This window comes from Butyrivibrio sp. AE3004, from assembly GCF_000703165.1.
In the GTDB taxonomy this organism is placed as follows: domain Bacteria; phylum Bacillota; class Clostridia; order Lachnospirales; family Lachnospiraceae; genus Butyrivibrio.
The window spans coordinates 424,890-446,220 of sequence record NZ_JNLQ01000002.1; the positions used below are offsets into that span (position 1 = coordinate 424,890).

Consider the following 21,331-nt stretch of genomic DNA (forward strand, 5'->3'; position numbering starts at 1 on the left):
AAATTTATTCGTTTTTACTGATTCGTTCAAGTTCTATGATGTCTGCAATCTGTTCAGGAGTGAGGAATCCGTCATTTCTTTTTATGGAGAACAGATCTTCATCTATGGCATTTCCTTTTTGATTATAGTAACCATCATAATCGGCAGGAAAATCAGCAGATGATACAGCAACTTTTTTATTATTCAGTGATGGTGCTCTGTCCGGGAGATTTCCTCTGCCGGAAAAATCATTGGGAATAGAAGCGCTAGTTGCATGGATTACGCCTTTGGCCTTGGCAATACCTGTAATTGGCTGTTCTTTATCCTGAGGCTTTTGCTTATCAGCAGGTTTAGTTGGTGCAGATTTCATTGAACTGTTATAAGCATCAACAAATTTTACCTGATGACCTGTGCCGGCAGACTGTATTGAACCAGCTTTCGGGATAGAAGCAGCATTAAGGAAGTTTTCCTGCGGTTTATTCTTTTTCTTTGGTTTTGACTGCCTCGATGAGCCACTTATAAGATTCTTTAGTTCATTGGCATCACCAACAATTGATGAAATGAAATCCAGTTTTTTCTTAGTCTGTTCAGAAGGATTAAAATCACGTCCTTCCAGCTCTGCAAGATCAGCTACATACTGTTTTGATGATTTGGAAGCACTACCCGGTTGCTTTTTTAACTCATCAAGAGGATCGGCAGGCTTTTTTGGATATAGCTTTTTAGCCTTATGAGGTGTTCTGTCCTCTATGGATGCAAGCTCTTCCTCGTATTGAGGGTCGGGATCCTGGTCATCCAGCGACTTTGTGAGTTCGTTCCGTACAGGGACATTCATGCCGGGCGTCCTGTCTTCGATAAAGGTAAGCTCTTCCATATCGTTTTCAGAAATATAGGTTGGCTGATTAGCCTCATCCTCTATTGGATTAACGTCAGCAACACGATTGGCTCTTGCGAGCATGATTTCTGCTTCATTTCTCTCAGGGATAAGATCAGCTGCTTCATCCGGTGAAAGAAGTTGTTCTGCCTCATACTGAGGAGGATTGTCAGAAGTTTTATCTTTAATAGGAATTTCCCGGTATTCTGCTTCAAGGGGAGCAGTGAACTGATATTGTTCTACCTTTGGGATTTCCTTTTCGTATTTTGATATAGGCTTGTTTTTGTTTTCTTTTTTCTCGGGTTCCGGTAGTTCCCATCTTCCCTGATATTTTTTGCTCTCGTAATCCTTGGAAACCGCAAGCTGAGGAACATAATTGACAGGAATCTTATCACCGGAAGCAATCTTCTCATCAGGAGATTTAGAGATGCCAAGAATATCGTCAACCTTAAGCCCGAGCTTTTCCTTTTTCTTGTTCTGTATGAGTGTTACGAGATCCGCACCCATGGAATCAAGAGTACAGCCTATGGCGGGCTGTCCGTTTAGTATAAATACACGTACAACGGTTGCCTCGCAGGCATAGAAATGAAAATATGTCGGGTCATATCTGAAAGAAGCAATAACGTGGTCACCAACCTTAACAGATGCGTCTGTATCCAGAATAAAGGCTATTCCCTTCATGGAGATATCATAAACAAGAGCATTTCTAATGTCCTTGCCATCACCTATCCTGATGACACCGAGTCTGTCTATATCATAGCGCTCGGCCTGTCTGCGATTTACGATATGGCCATCCGTGGTACACCTGATAAGATGGTATTTGCCATACTTGGTATCAACAGGAGCTATTCTGTCGGATATGAATTCATAGGACCTGCCGTCTCTCTTGTTTACGGCAACAATCTTTGAAGGTTCGGAAAAAGTAAGATCCTCATCAAAATAGGTCAAAGAGTCCACAAGAAGACCATCTCTGACACCTACAGCTGCCTTAGTGATAAGAAGAATGCCGTGTCCGTTGATGGTTGCATGAATTTTAATTTTTGATTCTTTCATGATTTCGTTTAGTTTCATAATATTATTTTATAACAATGGAAAATGCTTCGCAATTACTAAAGAAAAACTAAAAATGTACCGAAATATAAGTTGAACATTAGGATAGCGGAGCTATCTTAAGTTTAATTTTGAAGCTGGGCAGACCCTGTTATGGGGTGGCTCAGCTTTTGTTGTTTTAGGGCATGGAGGCCGCATGTTGAATTTGGAGGGATTGCTTATGAGGATTGCAAACAGTACGGTCAACCTTGTTTCGGAAAGGAGGTTTCACGAAGCATACAGTATCACGAAAGAAAAAGGCGTAGTATCATCAATCAGTGACATGGCGGGAAGCTTTAAAAATTTGCTGACAGGTATTAATGGTGAGACTAATGAGAGTAATAAAGCTGTGAGCGATGAGAAAAAGGGAGAAGAAAAGCTTTTTACAAATTACAACTCAGATGGTGGATATGCGGTTTCAAACGACTCCCCATTTATGTCCAAGATGTCGGATATTGAAAATCTACGCATGCAGATTATGGAAAAGCTTCTGAATATAATGCAGATATTGTACGAAGGAATGGCTTCAGGAAGCAGTAAATCGAGAATGCAGGAGTATATGCGTGGATTAAGTGAAAAGATGAGTGCAGGAAGCTATCAGTGGATGTCGGTTACGACAACGACCTATATCCATACACAAGAGGAGCATACAGCGTTTACAGCTAAAGGAATTGCCAAAACAGAGGACGGAAGAGAACTTAATTTTGGGATTAATGTAAGCATGTCCAGACAGTTTAATGAGGCTATAGGAGTTATGCATGCAAGTCCCATGCAGCTCATAGATCCGCTTGTCATAAATATCGGAAACAGTGTCACGGAGATTTCCGACCAGAGCTTTACTTTTGATCTTGATGCTGACGGCAGTGAGGATACTGTTAAGAGCCTTGCTCCCGGTTGTGGTTTTCTTGCTTATGATAAGAATGGTGACGGAATAATAAATGATGGTTCAGAGCTGTTTGGAGCATTATCCGGAAATGGATTTACGGAACTTTCAAAGTACAACACAGATGGTAATGACTGGATCGATGAAAATGATGAGATTTACGAAAAACTTCGCGTCTGGTGCAGAGGAGAGGATGGAAAGGATACACTTATGACTCTGAAAGAAGCGGATGTAGGAGCTATCTATCTAAAGCATGCGGAAACTGAGTTTACCTCTCAGGGAAATGACTTCATGGTAAATGCAAAATATAAGTCAAGCGGAATATTCTTAAGGGAATCAACAGGTGAAGCGGGTGTGGTTCACCAGATTGATCTTGCAAAGATGGCATAAGGACCGATATTTTGCTACTTTTTTTCATTTCGTTAAGCGCTATTTTGTATTAAACCAAGATGTTTTATGGTAAAATACTTCATAAGAAAACTTGTTGGGGGAGTTTAACTTATGGGGAAGAATCACAGAATCCATTTCGGATTTCTTTTTCACGTAAATTTTTACCATCCGGATCTTGGTGATTCCAATGACGATAAGGGCTTTGGAAGAGACCTGTCGAGAATTCGTGAGATTCTTGAGATTTTGAAGCGGGCAAATAATGATGGACAACCGGTGCAGGCAACCTGGGATTTTGAAAATGATTATACCCTGGGCAGAATACTTCCTTCTCTTGGTCCTGATGTTATAGACGGCGTAAAGACAAGACTTCGTGAACGGGGAGACGAGCTTGTTTTATCCGGAAGACATGCAAATCTTTTTGCGGGAATGACCGGAAAAGAATTGAATTTTGCTCTTCATTACAAGTCTAATGAGCTTGGAGAAACTTCGGATGTGCTGCGGACTGAGGGGGATATTTTTTCACCTGCTATGATTGGGAGACTTCGCAAAGCAGGGATAAACACGGTGCTTCTTAGTAACAGTAATGTTGGACCGAATGCACTCTCAGGTGTAGTAAGGGAGTTTGGAAAATCTGATTATGCGACTTATAATCCTGCGACGTACAGGCATGGAAATAATTCCATGAACGTGATTCCAGTATATACACCTGCGGATTGGATAGAAGAGGGATCGCTGACCAGATTTCTTAATTCACTGCATGCAAAGCAGGTTTCAGGTGAGATAGAGGGTGATATTTTCATTCTTGCAGGGGCAGATGTGAAAAGTCCCTGGTGGGAGCCTATGGAAATAAGAACTCTTTTCAGAAAGGCAGCAGGAACGGAAGGGCTTGCAGGTTTCCTTAAGGCCCTAAGAAAACTTGATTTTGTAGCATACAACACTCCCAGTGGATATATGACGGATCATGCGCCTGTTTCCGAGATTTCATTTTCAGGAGATATGGGCTGCGGCACGAGCGGAGATCTTTCAAACTATAGCGAGCTTCCTTTTGACAGACTGATATGGACCAGAATCGAGAGAGCGAGAATGGGAAGCAAAGTTTATAACGCAGAGAGAGTTTCAGATTCGTTGTCAGAGAGAGTAAAGATTCTTTCCGCATCGGATTTTGGACCCTTTTCACCCGCACCCGCTAAGGACAGATTTAAAGAGATTGATAAGCGTTCAAAAGAGATTCAGAAAATAGAGCGCAGAGCAATAAATGCCAAGGAAATGTCCATGCGGACAAGCGGAAGGCAGAGACTTAACAATAGCGCCGCCGGCAAACATCTCTACTCCAGAAGAAGGGATGAAGAGGAGAGGAATTCATTTATCATAATGAATCCCAAAGGACAAAAGACAGTCACCTTTCAGCTTGCCATAGACAGCGGAATGTGTCCTAAGGTAAAGACACTTGTTTTTGAGTGCGACGAATGCAGGATAAATACATATACCGCTGTAGAGATGGGGACAGATAACGGTTATGTAAATTCTGTTTTCGTGATCATGAGATTTGCGGAAGCACAGAGCACTTATAAAATTTTTTATCATTTTGACAGAAAAGACATTCCCAAGGAACCACATAAGCCTCTTATAGAGCTTGGACCTGAGGATCACCCTGTTTTTCATGCTGAGGGAGCAATGAGAAGACTCCTGGAGGCGCAGGGAAAATTAAAGGCAAAGCCGGAGCCTGTCAAGGAAGAAAAAAACCAGGCTGTTGCAGAGCGTATAGCAGCAATGAGAAGTGCCAAGGAGTCGGCAAGACCCGCAGGCTATAATGCTAACGGAGAGAGAGAAAGCTATGTAATAATAAGTCCGGAGCAAAAGCTTAAGCTTGTGGTTGGTGGAACCGGTGCTTCGAAGGGTAAGATCAGAGAAGTATATTTCGGAGATGAGAGAATAGGCGATGACCAGTTCCTGTCTTCGTTTATAAAGTGCGGTAACGTTGTAAATGAATTTACCTGCGAAGAGGTTAGCGAGGCTGAATTTGCCGGAAAAGGTGACGGCGTTATGGTTCAGGGAGCAGTGCACGCGCAGGGCGAAACGTCTCCGGGAAAATATAAATTGCAGATAATCAAATCCCCGGCACTTAAGGGTATCGACGGCCTTTTTATACATATGGATGTTACCTATCCCGAAATGGGAGACGCAGCAGACAAGCTGCAGGAGATAGTTCCTTTTCAGATATCGCCTCAATACCACGCAGGAGTATCCGTTATCAGAAAAAGCTTTACAGGCGATGTGAGTGACTATCCAGTCTCTGTTTTTGGTAAAGCAGTAAGAGGAAATGAGAATCTGCAGTCGTTCAATCATCAGCTTACTGCCGGAATAGTCGGAGCAAAGGGAGCGCTTTCCGGTATACTTCTCGGTATGACAAGAACTGTGCTTGGTGGACTTGCCGTATGCCCGGGAAGGCTTGTAACTGACGGTGAGGGCCAGCATCTTAGTCTTAATCCTTATGGAACCTATGGAGTGCGCGAAAAGAAATATCCGTCTAAGAGCGAGGGGCTTCTGCAAAAATATGCGGATTCTGTTATAAATGAAAAGCCTGTTAATACAGCAGCAGCTTACAGCGGAGTCAGGGAGAAGTTCTGTATGTGTCTTGCAGGCTTTGGAGGGGCAAGACCTTCGGAAGGTCTTGTTGCTGAACTTACGGCATTTTGTGACGGAGCTGTTATCTGCGGCGATGAAGCGGGAGTTATTCATCCGTTTGAAGGAGATAACGTCATTCTTCCAAAGGCTTTTTCCGAAGTTGCCATAGGTACGTCGGGACATGAAGAGCCTGAGGATATGAAGCAGTTAAAAACTGACCTTGCAAGATTTTTAAATCAACGTCGCAAATAGTATTGACTCAGATATGTTTCTTTTGATATTGTAGACAAAGGCAAAGGCGCCGTTCCATATAGGGGAAGTGCCTTTGCCTTTTTTCTTATAAAAATACAGTTGAGCAGAATACTTACAGTGAGATGGTATCGAGCTTTTTATGTAGTTATTCAGCTAAAGAAAATGGGCATAATGTAAAGAATTAAACCGGCGTCTTAAAGACACATAGAAAAGACGCAGAAAAGAGGACAAATGGGAAAGCTTACCAAGAAGGATATTTTCAGGATTGTCAACGAAGAGGATGTCGCATTCATAAGGCTTCAGTTCTGTGATATTTTCGGAACTCCGAAGAATATCGCTATCACAGCGGGCCAGCTTGAGAGCGCACTTAATAATGAATGTATGTTTGACGGCTCTGCGATAGAAGGATTTACGGGTATGGAGGGTGAAAGCTCACAGGAAACTTTAAGCGAGATGTATCTGTATCCTGACCTGGACAGTTTTCAGATATATCCCTGGAGACCACAGAGCGGAAAAGTTGCGAGAATGTTCTGTGATGTCTACACTGCGGACAGAAAGCCTTTTTCCGGCGATCCCAGAAGTATTCTGAAAAGAGTACTAAGTGATGCCAAGGAAATGGGAATGACCTTCAAGGCTGATCCGGAGCTTGAGTTTTTTCTGTTTGATCTTGATGATGAAGGGCAGCCGACTACGGAGACTCATGAGAATGCAGGGTATTTTGACCTCGCACCTGCAGACCAGGGTGAGAACGTAAGACGAGACATTATTATGAATCTTGAGGAGCTTGATTTTAATATAACTTCATCCCACCATGAGATTTCTCCGGCCCAGCATGAAATAGATTTTACAGAAGATGATGCTGAAAGAATGGCAGATATGATCATGACCTTTAAGATGACGGTCAAGACAATTGCCAAGAGGCACGGCCTCTATGCGACATTTATGCCAAAGCCCAAAGAAGGTGTAAACGGTTCCGGTATGCACATAAATATTTTGTGTGAGGATGAGGATGGTAACGACCTTTTTTCTGAGAATGGCAATCTGTCTGATATGGCGAAGGAGTTTATTGCCGGAATCCTGGATCACATCTGTGGAATGACGCTGGTTACAAATCCGGGAGTTAATTCCTATAAGCGTCTTGTACCCGGGTACGATGCTCCTGTTAATGTTTCCTGGTCTGCATCCTCAGCAAATAGGAGTGCTCTCATAAGAATTCCTTCCATGTCCGGTAAAAATGCGAGAATAGAGCTTAGAAATCCTGATGCAACCTGTAACCCGTATCTTGCGATCGCACTCATCCTTGCAGCAGGAATGGATGGAATAAAGAGAGGGCTTACACCTCCCGCTGAGCTAAAAATGAATCTGAAAAACAAAACAGATGATGAGCTAAGAAAAACAAAGCTTTCGACTCTTCCCGAAACTCTGGGTGAGGCGATAGAAAGCTATCAGAAGGATAAATTTGTCAGAAAGGTTCTGGGGGATGCGGTTTTCAACAGGTACCTTGACGCAAAGAGAAAAGAATGGAAAAACTTCCGCACATGCGTTACGCAGTGGGAAATCAAAGAATATCTGAACAAGCAGTAAGATAAAGGAAGTAACAGGTTGCAGAATATTATCGTGGCATTCGCAAAGCAGGAGGATGCGCAGAATTTTAAAAGCATATTGATGCGTGGCGGTTTTGAACCTGCCTACGTATGCCTGACCGGAGCTCAGGTTCTTTCAGCTATGGAGAACCTGGGAAACGGTGTGGTAATCTGCGGCTATCGCCTGGGTGATATGCTCTGCACCGAGCTTTCAGAGGATATGCCGGAGTATTTTAAGATGCTCCTTATTGCCAGCAAAGCAAAGGCTGACGACCTTGATCTTTACGGAAAAGAAAATGTAGTTTATCTGCCAACACCCTTGAAGAAGGATGATCTGTTTTCTACCCTCACGATGATGATAGAGGGCGCTGCAATTCGCCGAAAAAAGGTGAAGGAAAAAAGGCGCTTTAGAAGCAGTGAGGATCAAAAAGTTATCGACAGGGCAAAAGCCATACTTATGGAGCGTCATAATATGACTGAGCCTGAAGCCCACAAATATCTTCAGAAATGTTCCATGGATTCCGGAACATCACTCCTTGAAACAGCTGAAATGCTTTTGGCTTTTAAGTAATCACTTAGCGAGGTATTTTCGAGCTTAGTGTACTACTTAGTTCTGGCGAGCGGATGCGAGAGCAGAACTTCCGAAATTTCTTTTATATATATAATGCATAACCAAGGCATATGGTGTGATATAATATATCTATATTTAGCGGAAAACGGAGGGCGGTTATGAATAACAGAGTTTTTCACGTAGATCACCAGATTGCCAGCAAGAATGTAGATGATTCGGCTACCGAATGGACCAGAGTCGTTCAGTACGATGAGATTAATGGGTATGAGCGATTATCCGGCGGAAAGCTTATGAGCTGGATTGACCAGGTTGCAGGTACGGTTGCGTTGAGGCATGCCGGGACGCCTGTCACGACAGCAGCTATCGACAATATGCAATTTAAACAGTCGATAAAGCTTAATGATATAGTGGTTGTTCGCGGTCACATTACCCATGTTGGACGTACTGCTATGGAGATTCGTGTCGACACTTATGTTGAAGATCTCCACACAGGTATGAGACATGTTGTGAACAGAGCATATGTTACTGAAGTATGCATTGATGAAGAGGGTAAGCCAACAACGGTTCCTTATGGTTTAAATGTCCGCACTGAGGTCGAGAGAGCTGAGTGGCAGGGCGCTGAAAGGAGAATAGAGCTTCGTGCACAGAGGAGAAGAGAGGGATTCTGAGTATTGAATTTATTTTTGAAAAAAGACTTCCACTCCTACACTAAAAAGTGTAAAATGGTTTCCTGCGTAGTTTTTTTTCTGCGCAGGAAATTTTGCGTATTATAAGAAAAAAATAATTTTTGTTTTCGAGGGGAGATTACTAAAGAGGGATCAGAAAACAAAATGGAAAACTATGAAGTTAAATATCATCAGCAAAAAAGGCTGATAGATCAGCTTATGCATGCTCTTGCCAGGGTGGCCGATGAAAATGGTAAATATACGAAGGAACATTCTGAGAGAGTCGCACTGTACTCAATGGAAATTGCGAGAAGTATGGGAAAAAGTCGCAAGGAGCAGTACGAGATATATCAGATGGGGCTTCTGCATGATATCGGAAAAATAGGGATTCCCGATTCAATAACCGCTAAACCGGAAGGTCTTCAGGATGATGAATACAGTCTTATGAAACAGCATCCTATGATAGGCGCCAGGATTCTTCAGAATATTACGGAGATTCCGGGGCTTGCTGTGGGCGCCAGATGGCATCACGAGAGATATGACGGAAGCGGATATCCGGATGGGCTTATAGGCAATGCCATTCCTGAAGAAGCACGTATTATAGGCTGTGCAGATGCATATGATGCGATGAGCTCCGAGAGGAATTATTCCGGAGTTATGAAACAGCAGAAGGTAAGAGAAGAAATTGAACGCGGAAAGGGAACTCAGTTTGATCCGAAGATAGCTGACATTCTTCTTCAAATGATAGATGATGACAAAAATTACGTTATGAACTCAGAGGTTCCGACTTATATTATTGAGGAATATTTTTCCAGATTGGAATGAGGAAAAATTCATAGTCAATTGTTATTCTTAATTCCTGCAAGAGTGTAAAAAAATTTAAGCAGAGAAGAATAATTCAATTTTTGAGTTCGATTGAAAAGCATGACACATCGTGGTAAAATTTTAACGATGTGCCATGTTTTTTATTAATTGTGGCTCAATATAAATTTGTTTATATAACCCAGGAGGTACACTGATGAGTAAGAGTTTCGACGATATTCTTGCAAAGTTAAAGACAGCCAGCACTAAGAAGCTTGCAGTAGCTTGTGCACAGGATGAGCCTGTTCTTGAGGCTGTTAAGCTGGCAAAGGAGCGCGGCATCGCAGATGCTATTCTTGTAGGCGATAAGGAAGAAATTGAGAAGATTGCTGCAGGTATGGGCATGGATCTTTCACAGTTCGAAATTATCGATGAGAAGGATACAGTAGAGGCTGCAACTAAGGCAGTATCACTTGTTCATGATGGCAAGGCTGATATTTATATGAAGGGACAGCTTGATTCCAAGACATTCCTTAAGTCTGTTTTGAATAAGGAAGTTGGACTTCGTACAGGTCGTCCTCTTTCTCATGTATGTGTGTTTGAGATTCCCGGCATTGACCGTCTTCTTTTCCTTACAGACGTTGCTTTCATGCCTTATCCCACTCTTGAAGATAAAAAGGTTATCATTGAATATACAGTAAATGTTGCAAGAGCTTGTGGCGTTGAGTGTCCTAAGGTTGCTCCTCTTGCAGCTGTTGAAGTTGTAAATGACAAGATGCCCGTAACTGTTGAGGCTGCTGAGCTTACACGTCTCAATGAGGCAGGTGAGATTAAGAACTGCATCGTTGACGGACCTCTTTCAATGGATCTTGCAATCGATCCTTCTGCGGCAGAACACAAGGCAGGCGCTAAGGACCGTAAGATTGTAGGTGACGCAGATATCCTTCTTTTCCCTGATATTCATGCAGGTAACCTTACATACAAGACAATCGTTCGTCTTGCTACAGTTAAGAACGGTAACATCCTTACAGGAACCAAGGCTCCCGTAATTCTTACATCACGTTCTGATTCTGTTGAGGTTAAGCTCAACTCTATCGCACTTGCAGCAGTAGTAGCAGAAGAGAAGAATTTATAATAAGGGAAAAAGGAGAGAAAACCATGATCAAAAGTTTAATTATCAATCCGGGTTCCACATCAACAAAGCTTGGTATTTTCGAGGATGAGACACTTAAAATGGATGAGACACTCCGCCATCCCACAGAGGAGATTGCAAAGTATGATCACATCACTGATCAGCTTGGCTGGAGAAAGGAACTCATTCTTAACTTCCTCAAAGAGTCAAATGTAGACGTAAAGTCTTTCAATGTTATTGTAGGCCGCGGCGGACTTGTTAAGCCCATCCCCGGTGGTACATACGAGGTTAATGATGCTCTTCTTAAGGACCTCAAGGCAGGTGTTCAGGGTGAACACGCAAGTAACCTTGGCGGACTTCTTGCAAAGGAAATCGCTGACGAGATCGGTGTTCCTTCCTACATCGTAGATCCTGTTGTTGTAGACGAGCTCTGCGATGAAGCAAGAGTTTCAGGTCTTCCTGAGCTTCCCAGAGTATCAATTTTCCATGCACTCAATCAGAAGGCTGTTGCCAGAAGATTTGCAAAGGAAAACAACAAGAAGTATGAGGATATCAATCTTGTAGTAGTTCACCTTGGCGGCGGCGTTTCCGTAGGTGCTCACAAGAATGGTCAGATCATCGACGTATTCAACGCTCTTGATGGTGACGGAGCTATGTCTCCTGAGCGTGCAGGCGGACTTCCTACAGGTGGTCTTATTAAGCTTTGCTTCTCAGGAAAATATTCTGAGGCAGAGGTTAGAAAGATGGCAGTTGGTAATGGCGGTTTCAATGCATGGCTTGGAACCAACGATATGAGAAACGTTATCAAGATGAGAGATGAGGGTAATGAGAAGGCAAAGCTTGTTATCGATGCGTTCATCTTCCAACTTGCAAAGAATATCGGATCAATGGCAGCAGTACTTGACGGTAAGGTTGATCAGATCATCATTACAGGTGGTATTGCTTATAATGCACCTCTTATGGAAAGACTTTCAGAGAAGGTTAAATTCATTGCACCTGTAACTGTATATCCCGGTGAGGATGAGCTTCTTGCGCTTGCACAGGGAGCACTTCGTGTAATGAATGGCGAAGAGAAAGCTAAGATTTACGAATAATAGCCTGGCAGAGCATTTAGCAATTGTAGAGCTTGGCAGAATTTATTATTTGAATTACCGGCCCTTCCGGGTGATGATGCTCGGAGGGGCCTTTTTTATGAATTAGGGATTCCGAAATCCACCGAGGGTGGGGCAACTTGGGTTGAAGGATGAAAAAGGGTATGAAGGTATTTTTGGTAGAAGATGAGTATGTTGTAAGGGAAGGTATAAAAAATAATGTGGATTGGGCTGCCCACGGTTACGAATTTTGTGGTGAAGCGGGGGACGGAGAAGTTGCGTATCCGATGATTCAGAAGCTTCAGCCGGACATTATTATTACAGATATAAAAATGCCTTTTATGGATGGACTTACACTTAGCCGTATGGTTAAGGAACAGTTTCCCTGGATGGAGATAATTCTTCTTACAGGTTATGAGGATTTTCAATATGCACAGGAAGCAATCAGGATTGGGGTATCCTGTTATCTCTCAAAGCCGATAAGCGGAGATAACCTGATAAAGGAGGTTGATTCGCTTGCTGAGAAAATCAATGAAAAGCGGCAGGAACGAGAGGTTAAGAAACGTTACGAAGAAGAAATGAAGGAACGTACGGAGTATGAAAAGCAGGAGCTTTTCAGCGATCTGATATCCGGGAACAAAAATCTTGCGGAAATTATCGAAAGCTCGAAGAAGCTCCAGGTTGACCTTACTGCGATAATATTTAATGTTATTCTTTTGAAGGTTTGGTCTACCAGGCATGATGCTTTTGAATACTCAAAGAGCGTTGTTGAGATAGAAAAAGGTGTCAGAGAAATTGCGGAAAAAATGGGGGCGATTTTCTTTGACCTTGGAGTTGAGGGCATCGCGCTTCTTTTCAAGGGTGATGACGATGCTTCAATAGAAAAAAGTATTGCTGATAGCATATTGCAGATGAAGGAATTGTTTGAGGGCTATCATCATATAAGATATTTTGGCGGAGTGGGACAGAGTGTCGGAAGAATAAGTGATATACCTGTTTCTTTTGCATGGGCAAGCAGAGCCTTTGCTCATATGTATTTGACAGAAGACAACGGTTTTCTTGTGGGCTCCGAAGAAAAGCTGCATCCCGATAAGAACGATGTTGTTTTATCTGAAATAGATCCAAAACACATTGATAGAAAACTAATAAAGGAGTTTCTAAGGAGAGGCGACGTCTCGGAAACAGAGTTCTTTGTGGAAGAGTTTATAGGTGGAATGGGGAAAAATGCCATTAGATCCACATTGCTGAGGCAGTACATAGCGATGGATGTTTATTTTTGTGTTGTGGATTTTCTGGAGAATGAGCTTGGAAATGATGAAAAGCCGGAAATACCCACTCCGGAAGTTCTTGCAGATGAAGGACGAACTCAGCAGTACATGGTAAGGATCATAAGCAGAGGTGCTGCGCTAAGGGAGGATGATTCCAAGGGACATTATCGGGATGCTGTAAATCAGGTTATAGCGTATATAGAGGAACATTTTACAGAGGAAGATCTGTCTCTAAATACATTGGCTGCTCATGTGAATTTTTCACCGAACCATCTGAGCGCGGTTTTCAGGCAGCAGACAGGTCAGCCGTTTATCAAATATCTTACGGACTATAGGATGAATGCAGCAAAGGATCTGCTTAGAACAACAGCCAAGAAAAGCAATGAGATAGGGCTTTTGGTGGGCTACAAGGATCCTCACTATTTTTCATATCTCTTCAAGAAAACACAGGGTGTTACACCAACTCAGTACAGAGGCGGTGGTCGCACGGAGGAAGGCTGATGGAGAATGAAAAAGTTAGAAGCAGCAGAATCCGCAAGGGGCACTCAAAGCTTGCGAATCAGATCCGAATCACATATATGATATTGCTTTTGCCAAGTATTGTTTTCATGGCATATGCTTTTTATACACTCTATATGATAAATGAGAGGTATGACGAGATGCTGGGATCAGTGGTAGCGGCCAGTGAATTCAGTCTGGATTTTAAGGAGGATTTTGATTACGAGACCTATCTGCTGATAGTGGGAAATGTGAAGCTTGAAGATTCGAAGATCCCCGGATATCTTTCCGATGCGAGGAAAGTAGTAGATTCCCTTGAAGTTTATACGGATGATGCCGATAACAGAAAACGTCTGGAGAGTGCTGCGAAGTATCTTGATAATCTCGAAGTTTATATACAGCGAATAGAAGATAATATGAACTACGAGGACAGATATGATAATAACATTACTATTTGGGAGAACGATGTTCAGATTGTAACATCACTTTTACAGGAAACAATTAATGAGTATGTTTACTATGAAAACAGGCAGCTGCAGACAGCGCAGATGGAGACAAAGAAATTCTATTTTGATATAGTCAAAATTTCTGTGGGAATAGTTGTTGTTATTTTTCTGTTTGTAATGATTATTTCCTTTTTCGGACCGCTTCTTATCACCCGTCCTATCGAAGAACAGGTAAAAAGGGAGCAGAAGCAGCTTCGAAAAGCGGAGTTTGAACTTTTGCAGGCGCAGATAAATCCTCACTTTTTATATAATACTCTCGATGCTATAGTGTGGTCTGCGGAGGCTGGTAATCAAAAACAGGTTGTCAGCATGGTGGGCAGTCTGTCGGATTTTTTCAGAAGCTCTCTTAATAAGGGAAAAGAAATTGTGACCATACGTGAAGATCTTCAGCATGTAAGAAGCTACCTTGAAATACAGCAGATAAGGTATCAGGATATCCTGACTTATGAGATAGATGTTCCGGAAGAGATTTATGAATACACAATCCCAAAGATAACAATACAGCCTGTGGTTGAAAATGCTCTTTATCATGGAATAAAGAATAAAAGGGGCGGAGGCAGGATTGTAGTAACCGGGGGAGATCTTGGCGATAGCATTCAGATTACAGTTAAGGATGACGGAATAGGCATGACCGGGGAAAGGCTTGAACAGATAAGAGAAAGTCTTAAAAGTGATAAGCCCGGTGAGAATACCATATACGGGCTTTATAATATAAATGAGAGAATAAAGCTTTCTTTCGGAGATGAGTACGGAGTTGCAATAGATGCTGCTGCCGGCGTTGGAACCATAGTGAATATCCGTCTGCCGAAAATCTTAACCGAAATCGTAAAAAAATGAAACGCTTTGAAAAAAGTGTAAAAAATTCAACTTCATTACATTTTTTATTCAATGGCTTTTTGTTATGAAAAAATTAGAATAGTAATTGTTAAGGGAATAGGTCCTTTAGCAATTACTTTTTTTAATTAGGAGGAAAAAAGTTATGAAGAAGAAAGTATTGTCAGTTTTAATGGCATCCACAATGGCACTTAGCCTTGTTGCATGTGGCGGCGGAGCTAAACAGGAAACACCTGCAGCTACAGAGACACCTGCAGCAGAGGAGACAAAAGAAGAGGCTCCTGCGGAGGAAGCAACTGAAGATACAGCAGCAGAAGAGACAGCTACAGAGGATACATCCGCAGCTTCAGGAGATCTTATCAAGGTTGGTATTATCAATAACGATCCTAACGAGTCTGGCTATCGTACAGCTAACGATGCTGACTTGAAGGCAATGTTTACAGAAGCAAACGGCTATGATGCATCATTTGCATACAGCTTGAAGAATGATGAGCAGATCGCAGCTGCTCAGACATTTATCCAGGATGAAGTAGATTATCTTCTTCTTTCTGCAGCTGATACAGCAGGCTGGGATTCAGTTCTCCAGGATGCACAGACAGCAGGCGTTAAGGTTATTCTTTTTGACCGTACTATAGATGCAGATCCCAGTCTTTATGAGGCTTCAATCGTTTCAGATATGGCTAAGGAAGGCGAGATGGCAGTTGAGTGGCTTGCGGGTCAGGGACTTGACGAGTACAACATCATCCATATCCAGGGTGTTATGGGTAGTGCAGCTCAGCAGGGCCGCAGTGGCGCTCTTAGTGATAAGGCAGCAGCTGAGTCAAACTGGAACCTTGTAACGCAGCAGACAGCTGAGTGGAACGCAGAGAAAGCTCAGCAGATCGTACAGTCAGTTATCGATGCCGGTACACCTTTCAACGTAATCTATGCAGAGAACGACGATATGGCTAAGGGTGCAGTTGCAGCTCTTGATGCAGCAGGTATCTCTCACGGCGTAGGCAAAGACGTAATCGTTATGGGTTATGACTGCAACAAGTGGGCTCTTGAAGAGCTTCTTGCTCAGAACTGGAACTATGACGGACAATGCAATCCTTTCCAGGCTAGCTACATTGATGAAATCATCAAGACTCTTGAGAGCGGACAGGCTCCTGCAGAGAAGACAATCATCATGGATGAGAAGGGTTTCGACGCTGAGACAATCACTCAGGACGACGTTGATAAGTACGGAATCTGATTGATAAAGGCATAAAAATAATAAATAAAAAATAGTTTTTAAGCGCGGTGCGGAGTATCCGCATCGCGCTTAATTTGAGCAGAGCACTTAGCAAGGTAGTATTACTCCGCTTAGTGCACTACTTGGCTCTGACTGATATTAGGGGTGTTAGACAGAGTGTAATTAATTAGGAGGTAAAGCCGGTGGAAGAAAACAGAGTGCTCGAAATGCGAGGCATAAACAAAACCTTTCCGGGTGTTAAAGCGCTTCAAAATGTTGATTTTTCTCTGAACAAGGGAGAAATACATGCACTTATGGGGGAGAACGGAGCCGGAAAGTCAACTCTTATAAAAGTGCTTACGGGTGTTTACAGCAAAGATGGCGGAACAATTAATCTTGAGGGACAAGGGGAGGTTACAATCCATTCACCTCAGGATGCGCAGAAATGCGGAATAAGTACAGTTTATCAGGAAATCACTCTTTGTCCTAATCTGACTGTTGCAGAGAATATGTACATAGGACGAGGCGAGGGGAAACTTGCTAATTGGAAGAAGATGAATGAGGATGCGGACAAGATTCTCAAATCTCTTGAAATTCCGGCAAAAGCAAACCAGCAGCTTTCGAATTGTTCATTGGCTGTACAGCAGATGGTTGCAATTGCAAGAGCCGTTGATATGGAGTGTAAAGTTCTTATTCTGGATGAGCCGACATCATCACTTGATGAGCAGGAGGTTGAAAAGCTCTTTGGTCTGATGAGAGATTTAAAGAGCAGGGGAGTAGGTATTATTTTCGTAACTCATTTCCTTGATCAGGTATATGAAGTATGCGATAAAATAACCGTTTTGAGAGACGGTAAACTTGTGGGAGAGTATGAGATAAAAGACCTTCCGAGAGTCAAACTCGTTGCCAAGATGCTTGGTAAGGAGATGGACGATCTTTCCGATATCAAGGGAGAGGAAGGTGCATATGAAGGAGCGGATGCGGGAGAGAAGGTATTTGAGGCATCTGACCTTCAGAGCAATGCAGGAATCAAGCCTTTTGATTTTTATATCAGAAAAGGTGAGGTAAATGGCTTTACCGGGCTTCTCGGATCCGGAAGAAGTGAATGTGTAAGAGCAATATTCGGTGCGGACAGAATCCTCAAGGGCACTGTAAAGATGCACGGTAAAGAGGTTAAGATAAACAAACCGCTGGATGCTATGAAGCATGGAATAGCATATCTTCCCGAAGACAGAAAGGGAGACGGAATAATCGGAGATCTGTCTGTAAAGGAAAATATAATCCTTGCGCTTCAGGTGCTTACAGGGTTCTTCAAACCTTTCAGTAAGGCGCAGGTAAATGCTTTTGCAGAGGAGTACATAAAGAAGCTGAATATCAAGACAGCTTCGGTTGATACACCAATAAAATCGCTTTCAGGCGGCAACCAGCAGAAGGTCATTCTTGCAAGATGGTTACTGATGCATCCTGAATATCTTATTCTTGATGAGCCTACAAGAGGTATAGATGTAGGAACCAAGGTTGATATTCAGAAGCTTGTGCTTGAGCTTGCAAAAGACGGGATGAGCGTAACATTCATTTCGTCGGAAACGGATGAAATGCTGAGAACTTGCTCAAGGCTTGTTGTAATGAGAGACAGAAAGGTTGTCGGAGAGCTTTCGGGAGATGACCTTACACAGAATAAGATAATGAGTACTATCGCGGGGGATAAGTAAGATATGAGTAAACAGATGACAAAAGAGAATGAGAGCTTTTTCAAAAAGCTCATGGGAAATCAGTTGTTTATTCCGATTCTGGCACTTCTGCTCCTGGCGGTAATAAACCTGATAAATGATCCGGGATTTTTCAAGATAACTCTCGGAACAAACAATGCAGGTAATCCGGTACTTTCGGGCTATCTCATTACTATTCTGGATTACGGTTCAGAGCTTGGCATTCTTGCAATAGGAATGACACTTGTAACTGCAGCATCAGGCGGACAGGATATTTCTGTAGGAGCAACAATTGCTATTGCCGGTTCTGCAATGCTTAGAGTTTTGTGCGGTGGAACATCAAGACCTACAGAGCTTGCAGCACCGATAATCGTTGCATTCCTTGTAGCTTGTGTTGTTGGCATGCTTTGCGGCGCCTTTAACGGTATGTTGGTTGCTGTATTTAAGATTCAGCCAATGATAGCAACTCTAATATTGTTCACGGCAGGCCGTTCAATAGCTGCATGGATTAACAATAACGAGCTTCCTATTGTACCTGATCCGAAATTTGCATATTTCGGAAGCTTTATTCCGGGAATTCCGATTCCGACAACTGTATTTATCGTGATTGCATGTATTATCGTTATTGCTCTTGTACTTAAGTTTACCAACCTTGGGCTATACACACAGGCAGTTGGTATTAATGAAAATTCATCAAGACTTAACGGTATCAATCCTACTTTCATTAAGTTCCTCAGTTTTGTTATTCTGGGTCTTTGCGTGGCTGTTGCGGCACTTATCAAGGTAAGCCGCCTTTCGACCATCAACTATTCGGTTATAGCAAAAGATATTGAAATGGATGCAATCCTTGCGGTTGCACTTGGCGGAAATGCACTCTCAGGAGGTAAGTTCAACATGTGGGCTTCAATACTTGGTGCATATGTTATTCAGTTCCTTACCACAACACTTTATAAATTTAATGTTCAGTCGGATGCTCTTGCGGCATATAAGGCAGTTGTAGTAATTGTCCTTGTTGTATTCTCTGCACCGACAGTAAGAGACTATATGAAGCAGCTTGCTAAAAAGGTTGCTCCTGCAAAGAAGGAGGTGTCCTGAATGAATAACGAAAAAACAAAATCAGGAATATTTGGTAAGATGAATGATACAAATCTTTTACTTACCATAACCATTGTGATTTTCTTTGCGATGTACATAGGAGCAATCGTTTTTCAGGGGGGAGGATTTACAAAGCCCCAGATGTTTTTTAACATTCTTAATGCTAATGCGGCTCTTATTATCACTGCATGTGGAATGAGTGTTGTAATGATCTCAGGTGGAATTGATATTTCCGTTGGTGGTGTGGTTGCACTGGTATCCATGTCCTGTGCGGTTTATCTTGATCAGCATGACGGAAGCGTTTTCGGATCGATTCTTATCGCACTTGGTATCGGAATCGCATACGGGCTTGTTCAGGGCTTCCTTGTTGCATATCTTGATATTCAGCCCTTCATTGTATCTCTTGCCGGAATGTTTTTTGCAAGAGGAATGACTACTATCGTAAATACTGCACCTTTTAATGTGGCAGACGAGGAGTTTACAGCATTAAAGCTTACAAGAATTTTCATACCCGGGATGGGTACTACTAACAAAAAGGGAATTTACGTTCCTGCATATGTTGAGATCGGAGTAATCGTAGCTCTTCTCATAGTAGTTATTCTTTTTGCGATTCTTCGCTGGACTAAACTCGGTAGAAATTTCTATGCTGTGGGCGGAAACAAACAAAGTGCATTGATGCTTGGCATAAATGTTAAAAAGACTAAGTTCCTTTCACACATGATATGTAGTATACTTGCTGGTATTGGCGGTTATGTTTATTTCCTTCATGTTGGCTCGGGATCTGCCAGCCATGCAATGGGTATGGAAATGAATGCGATTGCATCGTCAATCATCGGTGGAACTATGCTGACAGGCGGCGTCGGAAATATCATCGGAACATTGTTTGGTGTTCTTTCTCTTAGCACAATTCAGAACATAGTATCATCAGCAGGCCTTGACCAGGCTTGGTGGACCGGTATTACAATAGCTGCAATGCTCTGCATTTTCCTTCTTATCCAGAGCGTGGTAATGGCACAGAAAAAGAAGGCACTTAAAGCATAATACCAACCTTCATATCTAAAAGCGAAGGTGCCGGCATGCCCGGCGGATGAGGTTTATATGAAAAAACTTGCTGTAATAACAGCTACACTGCTCCTGCTTCCGGTTCTTCTTACCGGCTGCGGGAGCAGTGTAATTAAAGAAGAAAAGGAAGAAGAGACTGTTAATGAAAATCTGATCACTGTCGGATTTTCACAGTTAGGTGCAGAATCTGACTGGAGAAATACCAATTCTGTTTCCATGCAGGATGCGCTTAGCAGAGAAAACGGTTTTAATCTTATATATAAAAATGGCCAGCAAAAGCAGGCAAACCAAATAACAGCGGTAAGGATGTTCATTCAGCAGGCAGTTGATTACATAGTGCTCGCACCTGCGACAGAGGAAGGATGGGATTCGGTTCTGGCAGAAGCGAGAGATGCGAATATCCCTGTTATACTGGTAGACAGAAGAGTCGATGTTTCCGACAAGGGACTATATTCCTGCTGGGTGGGTTCTGATTTTGAGCTCGAAAGTAAAAAAGTCACGGGCTGGTTAAAGGGCTTTACGGATAGAAGAAATATCTCTCCGGAAAATCTTCATATAGTCAATATTCAGGGAACAATCGGGTCCACGGCTCAGATTGGACGGACAAGAGGCCTTGCAAATGCTGCCAGGGAAAACGGCTGGGATCTTATGGCAGAGGTCAGCGGAGATTTTACCGAAAATAAAGGGAGAGAAGTAATGGCAGCCCTGTTAAAGGGATATGATAATATCAACGTTGTTTACTGTGAAAACGACAATATGGCAATAGGAGCAATCGATGCCATAGAGAGTGCAGGAAGACATGTGGGCCCCAATATCCTTAACGGAGATATCATGGTGGTCTCATTTGACGGTGTAAATGAACAGTCACTGGAATTTTGCAAGGAGGGCAAGATTTCCTGCATTGCTGAGTGTAATCCGCTTCATGGTCCCCGGGTAAAGGCACTGATTGAATCTTTGGAAAATGGGGAGACTCCTGAAAAATTCAATTATGTTGATGAGAGACTTTTCAGTTCTCTTGGGATTGTGAGGAGCGTTGAAGTGGATGGAGTAAGCTATACGGTGGAAGAACCATAAGGATAGCACTACTGCAGGGTTGATAATATCATTGTTATTTGTTAGAATGACATTTGTGATTTTGTCTTTATAAGGTAGGAGGCGAATCAGCTTCCTACTTTTTATATGCACACTTATAAAGACGTATTATTTTTATGGAG

16 protein-coding genes are annotated in these 21,331 nt (G+C 42.5%); 15 read left to right on the forward strand and 1 reads right to left on the reverse strand.

The features are described from left to right. Nucleotides 1–4: 4 nt before the first annotated feature. Complete coding sequence (locus BV60_RS0104865; protein ID WP_081846586.1) at nt 5–1,921, reverse strand: PilZ domain-containing protein; 1,917 nt, start codon at nt 1,919–1,921, stop codon at nt 5–7. Between the two features lie 199 nt (nt 1,922–2,120). On the opposite strand from BV60_RS0104865, the gene BV60_RS21705 reads away from it, so the two are divergent. The 15 genes from BV60_RS21705 to BV60_RS0104940 all read left to right on the forward strand — a co-directional run bounded on the left by BV60_RS21705 (nt 2,121) and on the right by BV60_RS0104940 (nt 21,191). Beyond that, on the forward strand, nt 2,121–3,212 hold the full coding sequence (locus tag BV60_RS21705) for a hypothetical protein (protein ID WP_156035981.1): 1,092 nt from the start codon (nt 2,121–2,123) through the stop codon (nt 3,210–3,212). Nucleotides 3,213–3,323: 111 nt separating this feature from the next. Next, on the forward strand, nt 3,324–6,089 hold the full coding sequence (locus BV60_RS0104875) for a hypothetical protein (protein ID WP_029319924.1): 2,766 nt from the start codon (nt 3,324–3,326) through the stop codon (nt 6,087–6,089). 231 nt (nt 6,090–6,320) lie between these two features. Continuing rightward, complete coding sequence (glnA, locus tag BV60_RS0104880; protein ID WP_029319925.1) at nt 6,321–7,673, forward strand: type I glutamate--ammonia ligase; 1,353 nt, start codon at nt 6,321–6,323, stop codon at nt 7,671–7,673. Nucleotides 7,674–7,691: 18 nt separating this feature from the next. Further along, a complete protein-coding gene (locus BV60_RS0104885; protein WP_029319927.1) occupies nt 7,692–8,243 on the forward strand; it encodes an ANTAR domain-containing response regulator in 552 nt (183 codons plus the stop codon). Between the two features lie 158 nt (nt 8,244–8,401). Next, on the forward strand, nt 8,402–8,911 hold the full coding sequence (locus BV60_RS0104890; protein WP_051656525.1) for an acyl-CoA thioesterase: 510 nt from the start codon (nt 8,402–8,404) through the stop codon (nt 8,909–8,911). 162 nt (nt 8,912–9,073) lie between these two features. After that, nucleotides 9,074–9,733 (forward strand): HD-GYP domain-containing protein, encoded by a 660-nt coding sequence (locus tag BV60_RS0104895; RefSeq protein WP_051656526.1) that lies wholly within the window; start codon nt 9,074–9,076, stop codon nt 9,731–9,733. A gap of 193 nt (nt 9,734–9,926) precedes the next feature. Beyond that, the gene (gene ptb, locus BV60_RS0104900) at nt 9,927–10,844 is read left to right on the forward strand and encodes a phosphate butyryltransferase (protein WP_029319932.1); all 918 of its coding nucleotides are present in this window, start codon (nt 9,927–9,929) and stop codon (nt 10,842–10,844) included. A gap of 23 nt (nt 10,845–10,867) precedes the next feature. After that, a complete protein-coding gene (buk, locus tag BV60_RS0104905; protein ID WP_029319933.1) occupies nt 10,868–11,935 on the forward strand; it encodes a butyrate kinase in 1,068 nt (355 codons plus the stop codon). Nucleotides 11,936–12,096: 161 nt separating this feature from the next. Next, nucleotides 12,097–13,701, forward strand: coding sequence for a response regulator (locus BV60_RS0104910; RefSeq protein WP_029319935.1), 1,605 nt, complete (start codon nt 12,097–12,099; stop codon nt 13,699–13,701). Further along, nucleotides 13,701–15,041, forward strand: a complete 1,341-nt coding sequence (locus tag BV60_RS0104915) for a sensor histidine kinase (RefSeq protein ID WP_029319936.1) — start codon at nt 13,701–13,703, stop codon at nt 15,039–15,041. The genes BV60_RS0104910 and BV60_RS0104915 overlap by 1 nt, the downstream gene beginning before the upstream one ends. 142 nt (nt 15,042–15,183) lie before the next feature. Then, complete coding sequence (locus BV60_RS0104920) at nt 15,184–16,272, forward strand: ABC transporter substrate-binding protein (RefSeq protein ID WP_029319938.1); 1,089 nt, start codon at nt 15,184–15,186, stop codon at nt 16,270–16,272. A gap of 182 nt (nt 16,273–16,454) precedes the next feature. Further along, a complete protein-coding gene (locus BV60_RS0104925; RefSeq protein ID WP_029319941.1) occupies nt 16,455–17,963 on the forward strand; it encodes a sugar ABC transporter ATP-binding protein in 1,509 nt (502 codons plus the stop codon). 3 nt (nt 17,964–17,966) lie between these two features. Next, on the forward strand, nt 17,967–19,055 hold the full coding sequence (locus BV60_RS0104930) for an ABC transporter permease (RefSeq protein WP_029319943.1): 1,089 nt from the start codon (nt 17,967–17,969) through the stop codon (nt 19,053–19,055). Beyond that, on the forward strand, nt 19,056–20,096 hold the full coding sequence (locus BV60_RS0104935; protein WP_029319944.1) for an ABC transporter permease subunit: 1,041 nt from the start codon (nt 19,056–19,058) through the stop codon (nt 20,094–20,096). It abuts the gene before it with no gap. Nucleotides 20,097–20,153: 57 nt separating this feature from the next. After that, nucleotides 20,154–21,191 (forward strand): ABC transporter substrate-binding protein, encoded by a 1,038-nt coding sequence (locus BV60_RS0104940; RefSeq protein ID WP_029319945.1) that lies wholly within the window; start codon nt 20,154–20,156, stop codon nt 21,189–21,191. Nucleotides 21,192–21,331 lie beyond the last annotated feature (140 nt).